Here is a 17,031-nt window from a genome sequence, read left to right as displayed (position 1 = left end):
GGGCTACCTTTCCGATAGTCTCAGCGGATGGCAAGAGGGTCCCACACCCGGGTTCGGGGAAGCGCCTGATTGCGGTCCAGCGCAGCAGGGCGTGCAGGCCCCTGGTGCGGAGATCCCGGGGGGACACATGATCGAGTCGATCCAGACGCTCTGGTTCAGGATCACCGTGAGCGACGACCCGAAGCGGAAGATCGTCAACAAGCAGGCCCTGTTCCTGGGTCTCCTCGTCATCGTCGCGTCCGTGCTGGTCAGCGCGGACGGCACCTTGGCCCGCCCCGCCCTCTTCTACGCGTGCCTGGTGCTTGCGGGGGTGGCCACCGTTGCCGCGTTCGGACTGCCCTGGACGCGGCTCCCGCTCGCCTGGTCCGGCCTGATCCCCGTCGTCGACTTCGTGGCCGTCGGCCTGCTCCGCTCCGCGGTGAGCGCGGACCTGATAGGCGTCTCCCTGTTGTGCTTCCTGCCGGCCCTGTGGGTGGTGACGCTCTACCGCACGCCCGGGATGTTCCTCGCCACCGGCCTGGCCCTGGTCTGCGTGGCGCTGCCAGTGATAGCCCGGGAGGCGGAGCAGTTCACCCCTGTGTTGGCCCTGCGGGCCCTGATGCTGCCACTGGCGGTCTTCCAGGTCTCGTGGTTCACCTCCGGCCTGCAGCTGTGGCTCGAGCAGGCCACCCTGCGGGCCCAGCAGGAGTCCGAGGCGAAGGACGCCCTCCACGAACGCACCGCGCGGCAGGAGCGTCTCCTGCAGAACATCATCGACACCATCGATGTCGGGCTGGTGGTCATCGACCGCGACGGCAACGAAGTGCTGCGCAACGCCAGCCAGGTTGACTTCCGCAGCCGGTTCCTCCCACCCGACAAGTCGGACGCCCCGGAGGAGGAGTTGGTGATCTACCTCCCCAACACCGAGATCCCGGTGCCACCGGAGCGCCGCCCCCTGCGCCGCGCCGCCAACGCCGAGACCTTCAGCAACCACCTGCTGGCCGCCGGTTCCCTGGGCAACGACCAGCTGGTGCTGTCCACGTCCGCCCGCCAGATCACCGACGCCGACGGCGAACGCGACGGCGCCGTCATCACATTCTCCGACGTGACGTTCCACATGAGGTCCGTGCACTCGCAGTCCCGATTCGTCTCGATGGTCTCCCATGAGTTGCGCACCCCACTGACCTCGATCATCGGGTTCCTCGACCTGGCCCTTGACGAGGAACTCCCCCCGGCCGCGCGCTCCCACCTGGCCGTGGTGCAGCGCAACGCGGAGCAGTTGCTGGTGATCGTCGAGGACCTGCTGCGCAACCAGCGCCTGGCCAACGAACGCCTCTCGTTCCGGCTGCTCCCGGGCAGGCTGAGCGACCTGGTGGGACTGGCCTGCGACTCGATCGAGACGCAGGCGCAGGCCAAGGACGTGGCCATCGTGCGCAAGCTGGACCCGACGCCGGTGGCCCCCATCGACTCCGCCCGGCTCACCCAGGTGGTGGACAACCTGCTCTCGAACGCCGTCAAGTTCACGCCGTCGGGTGGGACAGTGACGGTGATGACCGAGGTGGTGGACTCGACGATGGACGTCGTGGTGGCCGACACCGGCATCGGCATGACACCCGAGGAGCAGTCGCTGCTGTACGCGCAGTTCTACCGGGCCGACGGCGCCCGCACGCACAACATCCCCGGTGTCGGGCTCGGGTTGGCGATCACCCGCGACATCGTCCACGGGCACGGTGGCCAGATCTCGGTGACCTCCGAGGCGGCTGTGGGCTCGACGTTCCGGGTCTCGCTGCCGCTGCCGGAACAGACCTGACAGCGCCCCCCGACCCGTGGGAGGGCATGAAAAGAGCCCCTCGCGCACCCGGAAGAGCTCACTTACCCTTGCTGCCTTCCGACCCTGGGGGAGTTGGGCGAGATACCGCCGCGCGAGGAGCCTCCACAGAGCTTACTGCATCCCGGGGCTGCACCCGAATCTGAGAAAACCAAGGATTGACTTAGAATGTGAGTGATGCATGTCAACGCGGTTGGACCGCAGGAGGCGCACAGAACCTCCCGCCGACTCACGTGGATGGACCTGCTGCGGGGCACCGCGGTCCTCCTCGTGATGCTCAACCACACCGTGAACATGGCCCACATCGACGGCTGGCCCATGCCCGAGTGGATGCTCGACGTGACGCGGCCCTTCGAGCCGTTCAGGCTGCCGATGCTGCTGCTGATCTCGGGGCTCTTCCTGCCCCGCGCGCTCGCCAAACCCGTCGGCACCTACGTCTCCGGCAAGCTGCGCAACCTCGCCTGGCCGCTGTTCCTGTGGGCGCCCGTCACCGTTCTCACCCACGTCCCGGAGCGCGCCTGGGACCCCCAGGCCTACCTCGGCACCTCCCACCTGTGGTACCTGCTGACGCTGCTGTTCTGCTACGCCGTCGGCCTCGTGGCCCACAAGCTGGGCGCCGGCTCCAAATGGTTCCCGATGTGGGTGCTGCCCGCCGCGTCGCTGCTGGTGCTGTTCGTGTGGCTCCCCGACCAGGTGAACTTCTTCTGGTTCGGCGCGTTCTTCTTCGCCGGCGCCGCCCTGGTCCCGTACGTGAAGCGCCTCCAGGAGGCCCACTGGAGCGTGTTCGCCGTCCTGGCGGGCGCCACCGCCATCGGGTCCTGGCTGCACGTCGCCAAGATCACGCAGGGCCAGAGCCTGCTCACGTTCGCCCTCGCGGTCGCCGGCTGCGGCGCCATGGTGTGGCTGGCGCCACGCATCCCCCGCGTCGCGCTGGTGCGGGGGCTGGAGGCGATCGGCCGCAGGTCGATCATCTACTACGTCGTCCACCTGCCCGTGATCGCCGCGCTGTACAACGTCCTCCAGCCGCTCGGCGTCCCCACGGAGGTCGCGGTGGGCTTGGCAGTCGTGGTGTCCTTCGTCGTGCCCCTCCTGCTGACCCGGGTCCGCGGGATCGACGTGCTGTTCTCCTTCCCGGCAGGGCGGCGCCGCCCTGCGTCGGACCGCGCGACCACCTCCGAGGACGTCCCCGAGCCCGTCGCCAGCCGCTGAACACCTCAACTCATTCCTGAGAATTCTTTGCTTCCTTCTCAGAAAGTGTTAGGTTGCTTCGGTCCGCACTTGAACCCCCAGGAAGAAAGGGGTGGCGATGCTCAAGCGTTCGCTGCACATCTTGCTCCTCGTGATCGTCGGAGCCACGCTCGGGATCGTCTCGCCGTCCCTCGCCAACGCCGACGTCTACACCGAACCCGGTGACCACGTCGAGAACGGCCGCTACTGGAACACCGACTGCGAGATGTACTCCTCGAACGTGGTGCGGTGCGAGACCGTGATCTGGGCCACCACCGTGGTCGAGCACGGCGGCAAGTACTACAACCACGACGCGTGGACCTTCAACAACATGACCTACCTCCCCGCCCCCTCGAGTGTCTGGCAGAGCAACCCGCTCGCCAGGTCCGGTTCCTGGACGGCCGACGACGGCCGCGCCTGGCGCACGGAGTGCAACACGGACAACACCGGCGGCAACGCGTGCCGCTCCTACGTCAGCGCCAGCGTGCTGACCACCTCGGGCCCCGCCACCAAGTGGGTGTTCAACAACATGGTGAACTTCTCCACCAGCACGATCGCGCCGCAGACCACGATTCCCGAGGTGCGCCCAGACATCGACGGCATGCCCGTCGACACCGCCTTCGTGCCCCCGGCCAATCCGAACCCCGTGAACTCCTGCCCGGCCTCCTACTACGGCCCCGGCTTCCACGGGAACCGCACCGCCAGCGGCGAGCGCTTCAACCAGTACGCGATGACCGCCGCCCACCGCACCCTGCCGTTCGGCACCCGGGTGAACGTCACCAACCCGGCCACCGGGAAGAGCGTCTTGGTCACAATCAACGACCGTGGCCCGTACTCCGGCAGCCGCTGTCTGGACCTCTCCCTCGGCGCGATGCAGGCCGTCGGAGGCATCAGCTCGGGCGTGATCACCGCCCAGTGGCAGGTCGTCAGCTGACCGCAAACTGGACACGTCGACGCGTGGTGGCAACCCGGAAGGGCTGCCACCACGTGTTGTGTGTCAGTGAGAACCGGGTCGGCGGGACCGATCCCGCCCGGACCGCGACTCTCCCATTGCTTTGGGAGTGGATCGGCCCGATGTTATCGTCACCGGAGCAACCCTCATGCACTCGGAAGGTCCACGCATGGTAAAACGCACACTGAACATCCTGCTGGTGGTCGTCGTCGGCGCCATCCTGGGCTTGGCGCCCACGCAGAGCGCCAACGCCGTCGAGCCGACGGTATACAACCAGCCGGGCGTACACCTGGTGAACGGGCGGTACTGGAAGACGGAGTGCAACATGTACTCCGCCGACATCGTCCGCTGCTCGACGAGCATCTGGGGCGCCAAGGTTGAGAGCCACGACGGCAGGTACTACGACCACGAGGGCTGGGTCTTCAACAACCTGACCTACCTGCCCTCGGCCGAGTCCAAGTGGGCCGGCAACAAGCTCGCCACCACCGGGACCTGGACCGACGACGCCGGCCGCCAGTGGCGCACCGAGTGCAAGACGGCCACCACCGGCGCCAACGCCTGCCGCAACTTCGTCCACGCCAGCATCCTGACCAAGGAGGGCGGGGTCTACAAGACGGTGCGCACCGAGGTGCTGAACTCCATCGTGCAGTTCGCCACGTCGTCGGTGGAGCCCGTCACGGAGATCCTGCCTGCGGCCCAGACCCCGGCCGGCGCTCCGGTGGAGCAGGAGTTCGTGCCGCCCCCGGCGCCGACCCTGTACACCCAGCCCGGCGACCACCTCGTCAACAACCGCTACTGGCACACCGACTGCCAGATGTACTCGTCGGAGATCGTGCGCTGCAGCACCGACATCTGGGCCACCAAGGTCGTCACCCACGAGGGCAAGTACTTCACCCACAACGGCTGGACCTTCAACAACCTGACGTACCTGCCCGCCCCTGCCCGGGTCTGGGGCGACAACCCGCTGGCCAACGCCGGCTCCTGGACCGCTGACGACGGCCGGCAGTGGAAGACCGAGTGCAACACCCCCACCACCGGTGGCAACGCCTGCAGATCCTACGTGCTGGCCCGCGTGGTCGACTCCGCCGGGGGTGCGTTCACCGCCTCCAACAAGTGGGTGCTGAACAACATCGTGATGTTCTCCACCTCGACGATCGGGCACCAGAAGACGATCCCCGCCGCGGCCCCGGCGCTGTCCGGCGTCCCGGTGGAGCACGAGTTCGCCCCGCCTGCGAGCGTCACCTTCCGCGCCGACTCACGCTGCATGACCGGTCGCGCACTGTGCATCTCGAAGAACCAGCGCAAGATGGCCTGGATGATCAACGGCCAGATCATCAGCGTCTACGACGTCCGCTTCGGCGTCGAGGGCGCCTCCACCGAGACCCGCAACGGCACCCACAAGGTGCTGTGGAAGTCCCGCAACCACGTCTCGAGCATCTACCACACGGCCATGCCGTTTGCGATGTTCTTCGACGGCGGCCAGGCCGTGCACTACTCGGACAACTTCCGTCGCACGGGCTACAACGGCAACTCCGGCGGCTGCGTGAACGTGCGTGACTACGAGGGAATCAAGTGGCTCTTCGACAGCCAGGTCAGGACCGGCGACAAGGTCATCGTCTACAACTGACCTGTTCTCCGACACGACGACAACGGTTGCGGCGCATCCCCGGAGGGATGCGCCGCGATTGTTTCTCCCGATGGCGAACACACCGCCTAATCGTTTCTGACAATGGTTTTTACTGGGTCCATCCAAAGAACGGAACTCCCGTCAGTCCTTGTCGAGCGGAAATCGTGTGAACTCCAGTACGTGATGTCAGTCGTCGGGGATATTGTGTCGCGCATGGTCGAGAAACAGTCTGCGCCCCCCGGCAGGTCGAGAATCTCACACGGAGCACTGAGTTCCGCCATCTACAGGCTGCCCGCGTTCTGGCGCAGGACGACGCTGATCTGCTGGGACGGGCTGTCCTGGGTCTTCGCGATGCTTGCGTTCCTCCTGGTCCGCTACGACTTCGACCTCTCCAGCCCGCAGTGGTCCTGGGTGATCGCCTACACGGCCTGCGCCTTCCTGCTGCAGGTGGCGTTGGGTCTGGTCACCCAGGTGTATCTGGGACGCAACCGGATCGGCAGTTTCGCGGAGGCCTCGTGGGTCGGGTTCGTCGTGGTGGTGATCGCGTTCCCACTCGGTCTCGTGTTCAGCGCGCTCACTACGAACTTCCCGCGCGGCGTGGCCATCATGCTGCCCCCGATGGCGCTGATGTTCATGGCCACCGCCCGCTGGCTGTTCCGGAGCCTGATGGCCTCTCGCCCCCGCCCCGTGGGCGAGGACGCCACCCCTGCGCTGGTCTATGGCGCGGGGGACGCCGGCTACCAGGTTGCCCAGCTTGTCGCCAAGGCGGAGGACCCGCCGTACCGGATCGTCGGATTCATCGACGACAACCCGGACAAGCGCAACCTGCGCATCGAGGGGCACCGGGTGCGCGGCACCGGCGCGGAGTTGGTCACCGTCGCCCGCGAACGCGGCGCCCGGACGGTGATCCTCGCCATCACGAACGCTTCGGCGAAGCTCATCCAGAACATCTCGGACCGGTGCCGCGACCACGGCCTGGAGCTTGTGGTGCTGCCGCCGGTGCGGGAGATGATCGGCGGTCAGGTGACCCTGGGTGCGCTGCGCCAGTTCAACGTCGCCGACCTGCTCGGCCGGCGCCCCATCCGGACCGACCTCAGCGAGATCTCCGACTACATCACCGGCAAGGTGGTGCTGGTCACCGGCGCCGGCGGCTCCATCGGCGCAGAGCTCGCCAGCCAGGTGCACAAGCTGGGCCCCGCCAAGCTGTTGCTGCTGGACCGCGATGAGTCCGCGCTGCACGGCGTGCAACTGGAGCTGTACGGCAACGGCCTGCTGGACACCGACGACATGGTCCTCGGCGACATCCGGGACTACGAGGCCCTGCTGGCCGTGTTCGAGCGGCACCGCCCCGACGTCGTGTTCCACGCGGCCGCGCTCAAGCACCTCCCCATGCTCGAGCGCTTTCCGCTCGAGGGCTGGAAGACCAACGTGCTCGGCTCGTTGAACGTCCTGCGTGCCGCCCACGCCGTCGGCGTGCAGCGCTTCGTCAACATCTCGACGGACAAGGCCGCGGCCGCCACGAGCGTGCTGGGGCGCACCAAGCGCCTGGCGGAACGACTCACGGCCTGGTTCGCCAACAACTACGACCTGCCTTACCTGTCGGTCCGGTTCGGCAACGTCCTGGGCTCGCGCGGCTCAGTGCTGGTCGCCTTCCGTGCACAGATCGACAAGGGCGGCCCCATCACCGTCACGCACCCGGACGTGACCCGCTACTTCATGACCATCCCGGAGGCCTGCGAGCTGGTACTGCAGGCCGGCGCCATCGGCACTCCGGGGGACGTCCTCGTCCTGGACATGGGCGAGCCGGTCAAGATCGTGGACGTGGCCGAGCGGCTCGTCGAGGAGTCCGGCCAGGACATCGAGATCCACTTCACCGGGCTGCGGCCGGGTGAGAAGATGCACGAGGTGCTGTTCAGCAACCTCGAGGAGGGCTCCACCACGAGCCACCCGCTGATCAGCGAGGTCTACGTGCCGGCGCTGGACCCGGACCTGGTTCCCGAGCACCCCGACAGCCGCGACGTCGTGCTGGAACTGCTGGACACCGAACCCACCATCTACCCGGGCACCACGCTGGAGACCCTGCGCTGACGCTCCCCGGCCCTCAGCGCCCGGCCGCCGGTGTCTTGGCCCGCCGCCCCGCGCGCGCCCCGTCCTGCTGGGCGGCGGCGGACTCCGGGGTGTGGCTGGAGTAGTAGTCGCCGTAGGCGTTGTCCTTCGTTACGGGCACGTCGTTGAGCACCATGCCCAGGACGGTGACGTCGCCGGCCTCGAGCAGCTCGAGTGCCGCATCCAGCTGGGGGCGGCGCACCTTGCCGGAGCGGGCGACGACGATGGCGCCGCCTGTCTGTGCCGAGAGCACCACGGCGTCGGTCACCGGCAACAGCGGGGGGGCGTCGAAGAGCACGTAATCGTACTGGCGCTCCACGGTGGCCAGCAGGTGTGCCATGGCCTCGGAGCCGAGCAGCTCCGACGGGTTGGGCGGCACGGTGCCGGCAGGCAGCACGGCCAGGTAGCCGGGGGCGACGTCGATGACGAGGTCCTGCAGGGTGCCGCGTCCGGTGAGCACGTCGGAGAGGCCGAGTTCGCTGTCCAGACGCATGCGGTTGGCGAGCTGGGGGCGTCGCAGGTCCGCGTCCACCAGCAGCACCGACTCACCGGCGTGGGCCAGCACGCGCGCGAGGTTGGTGACCGTCTCGGTCTTGCCCTCCCCCGCCAGCGACGAGGTGACCACCATGGAGGAGCGGCGCTCGCCGCCGAGGCCGACGAAGCCCACGTTGGTGCGCAGGCGCCGGTAGGCCTCCGCGTTGGCCCACTGCTGGCCGGTTCGCTCCGAAGCACGGTCCGCGGAGGTGTCGATGCGCCCGATGGAGGCCAGCACCGGGGCCTCAGTGAGCGACTCGACGTCCTCCATGGTGCGCAGGCGGGTGTCCAGGACGCTACGCAGCACCGCCTGGCCAAGACCCAGCAGGATGCCCAGCAGGCCGCCGAGGGCGAGGTTCATGACTGGGCGGGGCGCCGTCGGCGAGGTGGGGACGAGAGCGGAGTCGATCACCTGCGCGCTGACGAGGCGGGTGCCGTCCGGTCCGGGCGGGGAGAGCACGTCGACCGCCGAGAGCAGGCTCTGGGCCACGGCGTTGGCGATTGCCGCGGCCTGCTGCGGGTCGCCGTGCTGTGCCGCGACGTCGATGATGGAGGTGGCGGCAGGGGAGGTCACGGACAGGCTGTTGGCGAGCTGGCGCTGCGTCATGTCCAGGCCCAGTTCCTCGATGACGGGGCCGAGGACCAGCTCGGTGCTGGCCACGTTCACGTAGGAGGCGACCTGACGCTCGGTGTAGGTGGCTCCCTGGGACAGTTCACCGGCGGTGCCGCCGCTCTCGACGGTCAGGAAGATGGAGGCCGCGGAGGTGTAGGTGGGGCTCTGCAGCAGGGTGAAGCCGGCTGCCAGGACGATCCCGAGGAGGAAAGTGGCGACCGCGCTTCGCCAGTAACGCCGGAAGATCCGTAGGTACTGCTGCAGCTCCATCAAATTTCCTTGTCAGAACACGATCCCCGGAAAACCCCCAGAAATCTAGGTATTGGACTGCGAGAGATTCTAGGTCACCCCGGAGTCGCCTCGCCGCCCCTAGACTAATGTCAGGCAAACGGCGGCATCCATCCGGCATGAGTGAGCGAGGCTATGAGGGCATCCAGGGACAGTAGCAGACTGAGCGTGATCGCACTCGCGGCCCTGGCCGTCGTCGCCGTCGCCCTGAGCGCCGCGGCGGTGCTGGCCAGCCGCTCCGTCACCGCCGAACCCGCCGCCACCACCCCCTCGGACACCACGCAGACGGCACCCCAGACGTCGGGCGAACCGGCGGATCCCAGCGCGCCGGCCACCACTGAGCCCGGCACCACCGAGCCCGTCCAGGAGACCAGCACGCCTGCGGGTGGGGCCGGCGTGGTCGTCGTGATCGGTGACTCCCACTCCGTCGGGGATCCTGCCTCCACCTGGGTGGGCACCGCCGCTGCGGAACTCGGCTGGGGCGAGGTGGTCAACCTCGCCTCCCCCGGCCGCGGCTACGTGGCCACGCCACGATCCTGCGATTTCGATCCCTGCGCCCCGTTCCCGGGCTCCGTCCCCGCGATCGTGGAGGCGGGACCCGACGTGGTGGTCACCTTCGGCGGTACCGCCGACGGCGACTACGGTCTGGCTGAGCCGGCGGAGGCCTACTTCGCGGCGCTGCGGGAGGCGCTCCCCGACGCGCAACTGGTGGCGATCGCACCCGTCACCACCGAGGACACCGCCGAGTACTGGCTGACGATGCACGCCCAGACGATCGGCGCGGCCGTGGAGGCCGTCGGTGGCACGATGGTGGATGCCGGCCAGCCAGGCATCGGCGACGGTGACTCGCTCTCGGCCGAGGCCCAGGCCGAGATCGCCGCCGCAGTGGTGGCGGAGTTGTCCTGACCAGCCGCGCCGCCGTGAGGAGGAGCCGATGAACGAGCTCAGGGTCCGGACCACGGAGATCCCCGGCCTGCTGGTGCTCGAACTCGCGCTCCAGCACAACGACGACGGCTGGTTCAAGGAGGGCTGGCACCGCGAGAAGATGACGGCGCTCGGCCTGCCGGACTTCGACCCGGTGCAGCACAACGTGACCCACGTCGTCTCCCGCGGCATCACCCGCGGCTTCCTCGCAGAGCCGTGGGACAGGATCGTCGGGGTGGTGCAGGGCCGGGCAATGGGCGCCTGGGTGGACCTGCGCCCGGGGACGGGATTCGGCCGCACCCTCACCCATGACCTGGACCCGGGTCTCGCCGTGTTCGTGCCGCGCGGCGTCGCGAACGCGCACCAGGTGCTGGAGGACGACACCACCTTCAGCTACCTGATGGAGCAGCACTGGACCCCGAAGGGCCGCAGCCGCGCTGTCACCGTCGACCTGTTCGACCCGACCCTCGGCATCGACTGGCCGATCGGGCGCGAACGGGCGATCGTCGCCCACCGCGACACCCTCAACCCGCTGCTGGCCAACACCGTCCCGATGGGGCCGCGCCGCACCCTCGTGGCGGGCACCGAGACCCGGCTCGGGCGTGCGCTGCTGGCCGAGTTGCCGGGCGCCGACGGCGTCACCACTGCAGACCTGGCCCCGCGGGCCGTCACCCCGGTGGACCTGTCCGCCTACGACGTGCTGGTCAACGCCCACGGCGAGACTGCGACCGGCCTCCCCGACTCGATCTCGTCCGAGGAGAGCTGGACCGGCGCCGCCGAGCGCGCCCTCCGACTCGCCGACGTCGCACGTCGCCACCACCTGCGTTACGTCCACGTCTCGGCCGACTGCGTGTTCGACCGATCCGCCCCCGCCCACGCCGAGGACGAGCCCCTCAGCCTCGCGCACCCGCACGGCCAGGCGCTCGCAGCCGGCGAACTGGTGGCCGCCGGCGTCCCCCGCCACCTGGTGGTGCGCACCGGCTGGGTGATGGGCCGCGAGGGCAGCTTCGTCGAACAGGCGGCCACCGCCGCCAGGCGTCGCGAACGGCTCGACGTCGTGAGCGACCGGTTCGGCAGGCTCACCTTCGCCGACCAGCTCGCCGCCGGCATCACCCACCTGCTCGACTCCGGCGCCCGGCCCGGTACCTACAACCTGACCGGGGACGGCAGGGTGGTGGGCTGGAACGACGTCGCCCGCCGCGTGTTCCAGCTCAGCGGCGCCGACCCGAACCTGGTGCGGGAGGTGCCCGCCCCCGCCGGGACGCCAGAGGGTGCCGTGCTCGCCCTCGACCACGTCAAGGCCTCCGGCTTCCGGCCGGGCAACTCATGGCTGGAGATCGGCGACCACCTCCCCCGCCCCGCCGAGCACCCGCGCCCCGTCGCCGTCACCGACGCCCCGCCGCCCGCCGAACCCGCGCGGGGCCCCGCACCCTACAAGGTGCTGTTCGTGTGCACGGCAAACATCTGCCGCTCCGCCTACGCCGACGTCGTCGCCCGCTCCGCCGGGGTGCCGGGGGTGGAGTTCAGCTCCGCCGGAACCCGCGCCCTGGTGGACCAGGCCATCGACCCTCCCATGGCCGCCAACGTCCGGGCCGGCGACCCGACGGCGCACCGCGCCCGCCAGCTCACGAGGGACCTGGTGTCCGAGGCAGACCTGATCCTCACGATGGGCTCGGACCATCGTCGCTACATCCTCGACGAGTGGCCCACCCTCGGCCGTAAGGCCTTCATCATCGGCCACGTCGCCCGGGAGCTCGCCCAACTACCTGAGGACGTGACGCTGGCGGGGCTCGTGGAGCACCTGTGGCAGCACCGGTCCGCGACCCCGGCCGACGAGGTGGCGGACCCGTACCGCCGCGGGGACGCGGCCGCGCTGGGGGCGGCGAACAGCATTGATGGGTACCTTGGGTCCATCACCGAAGGGCTGAGGGCCCTCGCGGACAAGGAGCGGAGCGCCTGATGAGCAGCGTGGACGACTTGCTGGACAACGGCGACGGCGGGCGCGGCCGCCCGAGGAAGCGCCGCTGGGTGCTGTTCACCGTGGTCGGCCTGCTGGCGGTGGCCCTCATCGGCGCGATCGCGCTGGCCGGCTACTACGGCAAGTCTGCGCTCGACGCGCTCGACTCCATCAAGCGCGAGCCATCGATGACGCCGACCGAGGGCGCCACCCGCCCGGCGCCCGTTCCCACCAAGGAGGGCGAGACCGCGGCCCCGCTCAACTTCGTGCTGATGGGCTCGGACACCCGGGGCGACGAGCGCGGGCGCTCCGACGTGCTGCAGCTGCTGCACGTTCCCGGCGACCGCTCCGGGGCGTACCTGATGAGCATCCCCAGGGACACCTGGGTGGAGGTCCCCGGCCGCGGCCAGGCGAAGATCAACGCCGCCTACTCCTTCGGCGGCGCCGGGCTGACCATCGAGACGATGGAGGCCCTGCTCGACGTTCCCATGGACCACACGGTGATCATTGACTTCGAGGGCTTCGTGCGGGTCATCGATGCCCTCGGCGGCGTCACCGTCAACAACCGGTATCCCTCCAACTCGGGCGGCTTCGACTTCCCCGAGGGCGAGATCGAGCTGAGCGGCGAGAGCGCCCTGCAGTACGTCCGGGAGCGCAAGAACCTGCCCGCCGGCGACTTCAGCCGCGGCGAGCGGCAGCGCGACGTCGTGATGGCCGTGGTCAGGAAGATCGCCTCGGCGGGCACCCTCGCGGACCCGGGCAAGTTCCGCGACGTCGTCACCACCCTCGGCCCCAACTTCACCGTCGACGAGGCCCTCACCAACGACGTCATCATCGACCTCGCGATGGGAATGGGCACCGACGCCACCAACATCCGATCGTTCCAGTTCCCGGTCACCGGGACCGGCACCTCGAGCGACGGCCAGTCGATCGTCCTGATGGACGAGAACAAGCTGGAGCTGCTCAGGGAGGCGCTGCGCTCCGACGACCTGGCCACGTACTACGAGATCCAGCGGTAGCGGCCTTCCGGATGCACCGCGGACGTGTGAGACTGCTCGTGTGCACATCCGCCGTCCCGTCCTGATCGCCCTGCTCGCCGGCTGGGCGATTCTCGGGCTCGGCGTGGTCTTCCTGCCCATCGGTAAGCAGATCGGGCAGGTGCTTGCGTGGCTGGCCCGCACCTCCGAGTCGGTGGGCGTGCGGGGCCTGGACCTCTACAGCTTCGACTTCATGCTGAACGTGGTGCTGTTCGCCGTGCCCGTGATGCTGCTGGCGACGATGTGGCCGCACGTCCCGCGGTGGCTGTGGCTGCCGCTGGGGGTCGTCGCCTCGTTCTGCATCGAGATGGTGCAGGGGGCGTTCCTGCCGCGCACGTCGTCGCTGCTGGACTGGGTGGCCAACTCGCTCGGCGCGCTGGTCGGCGTCGCGTCGGTGCTGCTGTTGGAGCGGTTCCGGCCCGCACCCGCGGCCGAGCTGTCCTGAGGATCAGTCGCGCCCGTAGATGTCGCGGGTGTAGATCTTGTCCGCCACGTCGTCGAGCACCTCTGTGCGACGGTTGGCGATGATCACGTCGGCGCGCTGCTTGAACTCCTCCAGGTCACGCACCACCTCGGAGTTGTAGAACCGGTCCTCGGCCAGCTCCGGCTCGTAGACGATCACCGGGATGCCCTTGGCCTTGATCCGCTTCATGATCCCCTGGATCGCAGACGCCCGGAAGTTGTCCGAACCCGACTTCATCACCAGCCGGTACACCCCAACCACCTTCGGGCGACGCTTGATGATGTCGAAGGCGATGAAGTCCTTGCGGGTGTGGTTCGCATCCACCACCGCAGCGATCAGGTTCTGCGGCACGTCGGAGTAGTTCGCCAACAGCTGCTTGGTGTCCTTCGGCAGGCAGTAGCCGCCGTAGCCGAACGACGGGTTGTTGTAGTGCGAACCGATCCGGGGATCCAGACCCACACCCTCGATGATCTGCGCCGTGTCCAGACCACGCGAGGCCGCGTAGGTGTCCAACTCGTTGAAGTACGCCACCCGCAACGCCAGGTACGTGTTGGCGAACAGCTTGATGGCCTCCGCCTCCGTCGCATCGGTCAGCAGCACCGGCACGTCCTTGGACAGCGCACCCTCCACCAGCAGGTCCGCGAACCGCTTCCCGGCCTCCGACCGCTCCCCCACCACGATCCGCGACGGGTGCAGGTTGTCATACAGCGCCCTGCCCTCCCGCAGGAACTCCGGCGAGAAGATGATCGACGCCCCCGAGTGCCGCTCCCGCAGCTCCGCGGTGAAGCCCACCGGCACCGTCGACTTGATCACGATCACCGCACCCGGGTTCACCGCCAACACGTCGGCCACCACAGACTCCACAGACGAGGTGTTGAAGAAATTGTGCTGCGGGTCGTAATCGGTCGGGGTGGCCACCACCACGAAGTCGGCCCCCGCATACGCCCCAGCGCCGTCGGTCACCGCTGTCAGGTCCAGCGGCTTGTTGCTCAGGTAGTCCTGCAGCTCCGTGTCGATGATCGGCGAGACCCGTTGGTTGATCTGCGCCACCTTCCCCGCATCGATGTCAACAGCCGTCACCTGGTTGTGCTGCGCCAGGATCACGGCGTTCGACAACCCCACGTACCCCGTACCCACTACGACGATCCTCATCCACACTCCCTGTTCCCAAGTCCTGCAACCAAGCTAGTGCCGAAGACGCACCTGTGCCCATGCGGACGGCGAAGTCTGAGAGGTTCCTAATCCGCCACCCATCGCGGTCTCATGCGGCGGCCGCCGGAGCCGCGGTGACAGGCGCTCGCGACACACCCGCGTCCCTGCCCTGCAGGGCGCGATCGGCTGAGTGTCGCGAGCTGCGGTCACGCCGGCCCCGGTACCACCCCAGCCCGCGGGGTCACAGCAGCCGGGCGAACGAGGGGCCCAGCCGCTTGGACTGCTCGACGGTGATGTGCAGGCCGTCGCGGAAGCGCGGGTCCAGCCCGTCGTGGGTGGCGCACACCCCCTCCGCGCACAGCTCGGTCCACGAGTCCCACACCACGGCACCGGTGGCCCGCCCGACCTGCTCGACGACGGCGCGGGCCCGGCCCTGCTGCTCGGCGGCCTCGGCGAGGGTCATCTGCTGCCCGCACCGCTGCTTCATCACCGTGAGCATGGTGCACTCGCGGGACTCCCAGTGGTGCTTGCCGATCCACAGCGGGGTGCCCTGGACGATGACCACCTCGTGGCCCAGGGAGCCGATCTCGGCCACGGCGGCCTCGAGCCCCTCGCGGATGGCCTCGATCTTGGCTTCGAAGTCGTCCTCGGGGTCGTCCTCGGGGCCCGCGCCCAGCCCCACCTCGCGCTGGAACGGGTAGTGCTGCGAGTTGGCGATCACCACCGTTCCCGAGGGCGCGTCGGCAAGGTAGTCGAGCGAGTCGCTGACGTAGGTGTTGCACTCGTCGTCCAGCGACTGGTCGTGGCGCACGTCACGGATGGTGACGTCGAGCAGGAACGGACAGGCGCTGGCGGTGGCCGAGAACACGGGACGCCCCGCCTCGCGGCCGGCCTCGATCCAGCCGTCGGTGAAGTGGTCCATGCTGGAGTCCCCGACGAGGTAGACCGGGGCGCCATCGGCCTCGAGGTTCCAGGCGCAGTCGGTGCCGTGGCCGCCCAGCGGGGTGCGGCCGTCGCAGCCGCTCTCCTTCCCGATGTGCTCCTCCTCGACCTGGGTGACGAAGGCCGCCACGGCCGGTGAGTCCCAGTGCCGGGCGGCGCCGGCGAACAGTGCCGCCGCGACCACGACGGGCACCAGCGCGGTCGCCGCAGCCAGGCGCACGAACCGGATCCCCGTGAGCCCGGGTGCCCTGCGGATCGGGTCCTCCAACAGGTAGTACGAGGCGACGGCGGGGACCACGCTGAGGGCCACGGCCAGCAGCTTCGCCCCACCGTTGTTCGGCCACAGCATCTGCGCGAACACCACGGGCGCCCAGTGCCACAGGTACAGCGAGTAGGACCAGTCCCCCACGAGGGTCATGGGCCTGGTGGCGAGCAGCCGGTTGACGGGGTTGGGCTGCGCCGAGGAGCCGGCGGCGATCAGAGCCATCGTCCCCAGCACCGGGAGCAGGGTCGCGGGACCGGGCCAGGCCATGGTCTCGTCGATGACCACGAACGAGACCGCCAGCAGTGCCGCCCCGGCCAGCGCGAGCGCCAAGGTCTGGGCGCGGGTGCGCAGGAGTCCGGCGTGCGGCACCAGCGCGAGCAACGCTCCGGCGCCGAATTCCCACACGCGGGGCAACGGGCTGTAGAAGCCGGTGAGCGGGGCCCATCCGGTGGCCACCGTGTTCACGACCGTCGGCACCAGCGAGATCAGCGAGATGACCACGACGGCCCTGAGCGCGTGGCGGGCCGGCGACGTCGGCCGGGTGGCGCCGCGGCGTCGCGCTCCCCAGGCCACGGCGCCGATCAGGATGGCGGGGAACACCAGGTAGAACTGCTCCTCCACCGAGAGCGACCACACGTGCAGCAGCGGGTTCAGTTCCGCCTTGGCGTCGAAGTAGCCGCCGCTGGTGCTCATGATCACGAAGTTGGCCGAGAGCAGGATGGCGCCCAGGCCGGTCATCGCGGCGATCTCCTGGTACTGGCCCGGGCTGAGGATCCAGACCGTGGCCACCAGCGTCACCGCGACGGTGAGTGCGAGCGCCGGGAACAGCCGCTTGAAGCGCCGGAGGTAGAACCGCTTCAGCCGGATCCGGCCGTGCTGCTCGAACTCGCGCATGAGCATGGCCGTGATGACGAAGCCGGAGATGACGAAGAAGACGTCGACGCCGACGAAGCCGCCGGGCATCGCGACGCCGGCATGGAAGACCAGGACCGCGAGCACGGCGACGGCGCGCATGCCCTGCACGTCGAGCCGGTGGCCGCCGCGGGGCCGGGTACGTTCCGGGCGCGACGGTGCGAGACCGGTGCGCTCAGCCATGGAAGTCCTCCTGTCGGGCAAAACCCCCGATCTCGAAGAATA

Annotated in this window: 12 protein-coding genes and 1 other RNA gene; 9 read left to right on the top strand and 4 right to left on the bottom strand. The window is 69.0% G+C overall.

Annotated elements, in window-relative coordinates; genetic code table 11:
* The first annotated feature begins 127 nt into the window (after window positions 1-127).
* Window positions 128-1,789: an ATP-binding protein gene (locus FOJ82_RS15290; RefSeq protein ID WP_143939360.1), complete on the top strand. Its 1,662-nt coding sequence runs from the start codon at window positions 128-130 to the stop codon at window positions 1,787-1,789.
* 28 nt (window positions 1,790-1,817) lie between these two features.
* Here FOJ82_RS15290 and ffs read toward each other — a convergent pair.
* Window positions 1,818-1,914: signal recognition particle sRNA small type (gene ffs, locus FOJ82_RS15285), an RNA gene on the bottom strand.
* 70 nt (window positions 1,915-1,984) lie between these two features.
* On the opposite strand from ffs, the gene FOJ82_RS15280 reads away from it, so the two are divergent.
* The 4 genes from FOJ82_RS15280 (at window position 1,985) to FOJ82_RS15265 (ending at window position 7,701) form a co-directional block, all read left to right on the top strand.
* Entirely contained in the window at window positions 1,985-3,016 is a 1,032-nt protein-coding gene (locus FOJ82_RS15280; RefSeq protein WP_143939359.1) for an acyltransferase family protein, read from the top strand.
* A 97-nt stretch (window positions 3,017-3,113) separates the two neighbouring features.
* Window positions 3,114-3,968, top strand: coding sequence for a septal ring lytic transglycosylase RlpA family protein (locus FOJ82_RS15275; protein WP_143939358.1), 855 nt, complete (start codon window positions 3,114-3,116; stop codon window positions 3,966-3,968).
* 187 nt (window positions 3,969-4,155) lie between these two features.
* Window positions 4,156-5,613 carry a L,D-transpeptidase gene (locus tag FOJ82_RS16810; protein WP_246099916.1) on the top strand — a complete coding sequence of 486 codons (1,458 nt, stop codon included), beginning with the start codon at window positions 4,156-4,158 and terminating at the stop codon, window positions 5,611-5,613.
* A gap of 213 nt (window positions 5,614-5,826) precedes the next feature.
* Window positions 5,827-7,701: a nucleoside-diphosphate sugar epimerase/dehydratase gene (locus tag FOJ82_RS15265; protein WP_143939357.1), complete on the top strand. Its 1,875-nt coding sequence runs from the start codon at window positions 5,827-5,829 to the stop codon at window positions 7,699-7,701.
* Window positions 7,702-7,714: 13 nt separating this feature from the next.
* Here FOJ82_RS15265 and FOJ82_RS15260 read toward each other — a convergent pair whose 3' ends face one another.
* The gene (locus FOJ82_RS15260) at window positions 7,715-9,136 is read right to left on the bottom strand and encodes a tyrosine-protein kinase domain-containing protein (protein WP_143939356.1); all 1,422 of its coding nucleotides are present in this window, start codon (window positions 9,134-9,136) and stop codon (window positions 7,715-7,717) included.
* A gap of 186 nt (window positions 9,137-9,322) precedes the next feature.
* Here FOJ82_RS15260 and FOJ82_RS15255 point away from each other — a divergent pair, with 186 nt between their 5' ends.
* From FOJ82_RS15255 to FOJ82_RS16355, 4 genes are read left to right on the top strand one after another with little or no spacing between them, the layout of a single operon-like run.
* Window positions 9,323-10,060, top strand: a complete 738-nt coding sequence (locus FOJ82_RS15255; RefSeq protein ID WP_143939355.1) for an SGNH/GDSL hydrolase family protein — start codon at window positions 9,323-9,325, stop codon at window positions 10,058-10,060.
* Between the two features lie 28 nt (window positions 10,061-10,088).
* Window positions 10,089-12,038: a sugar nucleotide-binding protein gene (locus tag FOJ82_RS15250; protein ID WP_185975844.1), complete on the top strand. Its 1,950-nt coding sequence runs from the start codon at window positions 10,089-10,091 to the stop codon at window positions 12,036-12,038.
* Entirely contained in the window at window positions 12,038-13,054 is a 1,017-nt protein-coding gene (locus FOJ82_RS15245) for an LCP family protein (RefSeq protein ID WP_143939353.1), read from the top strand. The genes FOJ82_RS15250 and FOJ82_RS15245 overlap by 1 nt, the downstream gene beginning before the upstream one ends.
* Window positions 13,055-13,094: 40 nt before the next feature.
* Window positions 13,095-13,517, top strand: a complete 423-nt coding sequence (locus FOJ82_RS16355; protein ID WP_185975843.1) for a VanZ family protein — start codon at window positions 13,095-13,097, stop codon at window positions 13,515-13,517.
* A gap of 3 nt (window positions 13,518-13,520) precedes the next feature.
* On the opposite strand, the gene FOJ82_RS15235 is transcribed toward FOJ82_RS16355, so the two are convergent.
* Both FOJ82_RS15235 and FOJ82_RS15230 read right to left on the bottom strand, forming a co-directional pair.
* Entirely contained in the window at window positions 13,521-14,687 is a 1,167-nt protein-coding gene (locus tag FOJ82_RS15235) for a nucleotide sugar dehydrogenase (protein WP_143939352.1), read from the bottom strand.
* Window positions 14,688-14,928: 241 nt separating this feature from the next.
* A complete protein-coding gene (locus FOJ82_RS15230; protein ID WP_143939351.1) occupies window positions 14,929-16,989 on the bottom strand; it encodes an acyltransferase family protein in 2,061 nt (686 codons plus the stop codon).
* Window positions 16,990-17,031 lie beyond the last annotated feature (42 nt).

The sequence above is a fragment of the Tessaracoccus rhinocerotis genome, from assembly GCF_007197885.1.
In the GTDB taxonomy this organism is placed as follows: domain Bacteria; phylum Actinomycetota; class Actinomycetes; order Propionibacteriales; family Propionibacteriaceae; genus Arachnia; species Arachnia rhinocerotis.
The sequence above is the reverse complement of the archived record's forward strand: the minus strand, read 5'-3'. Positions and strand labels throughout refer to the sequence as shown.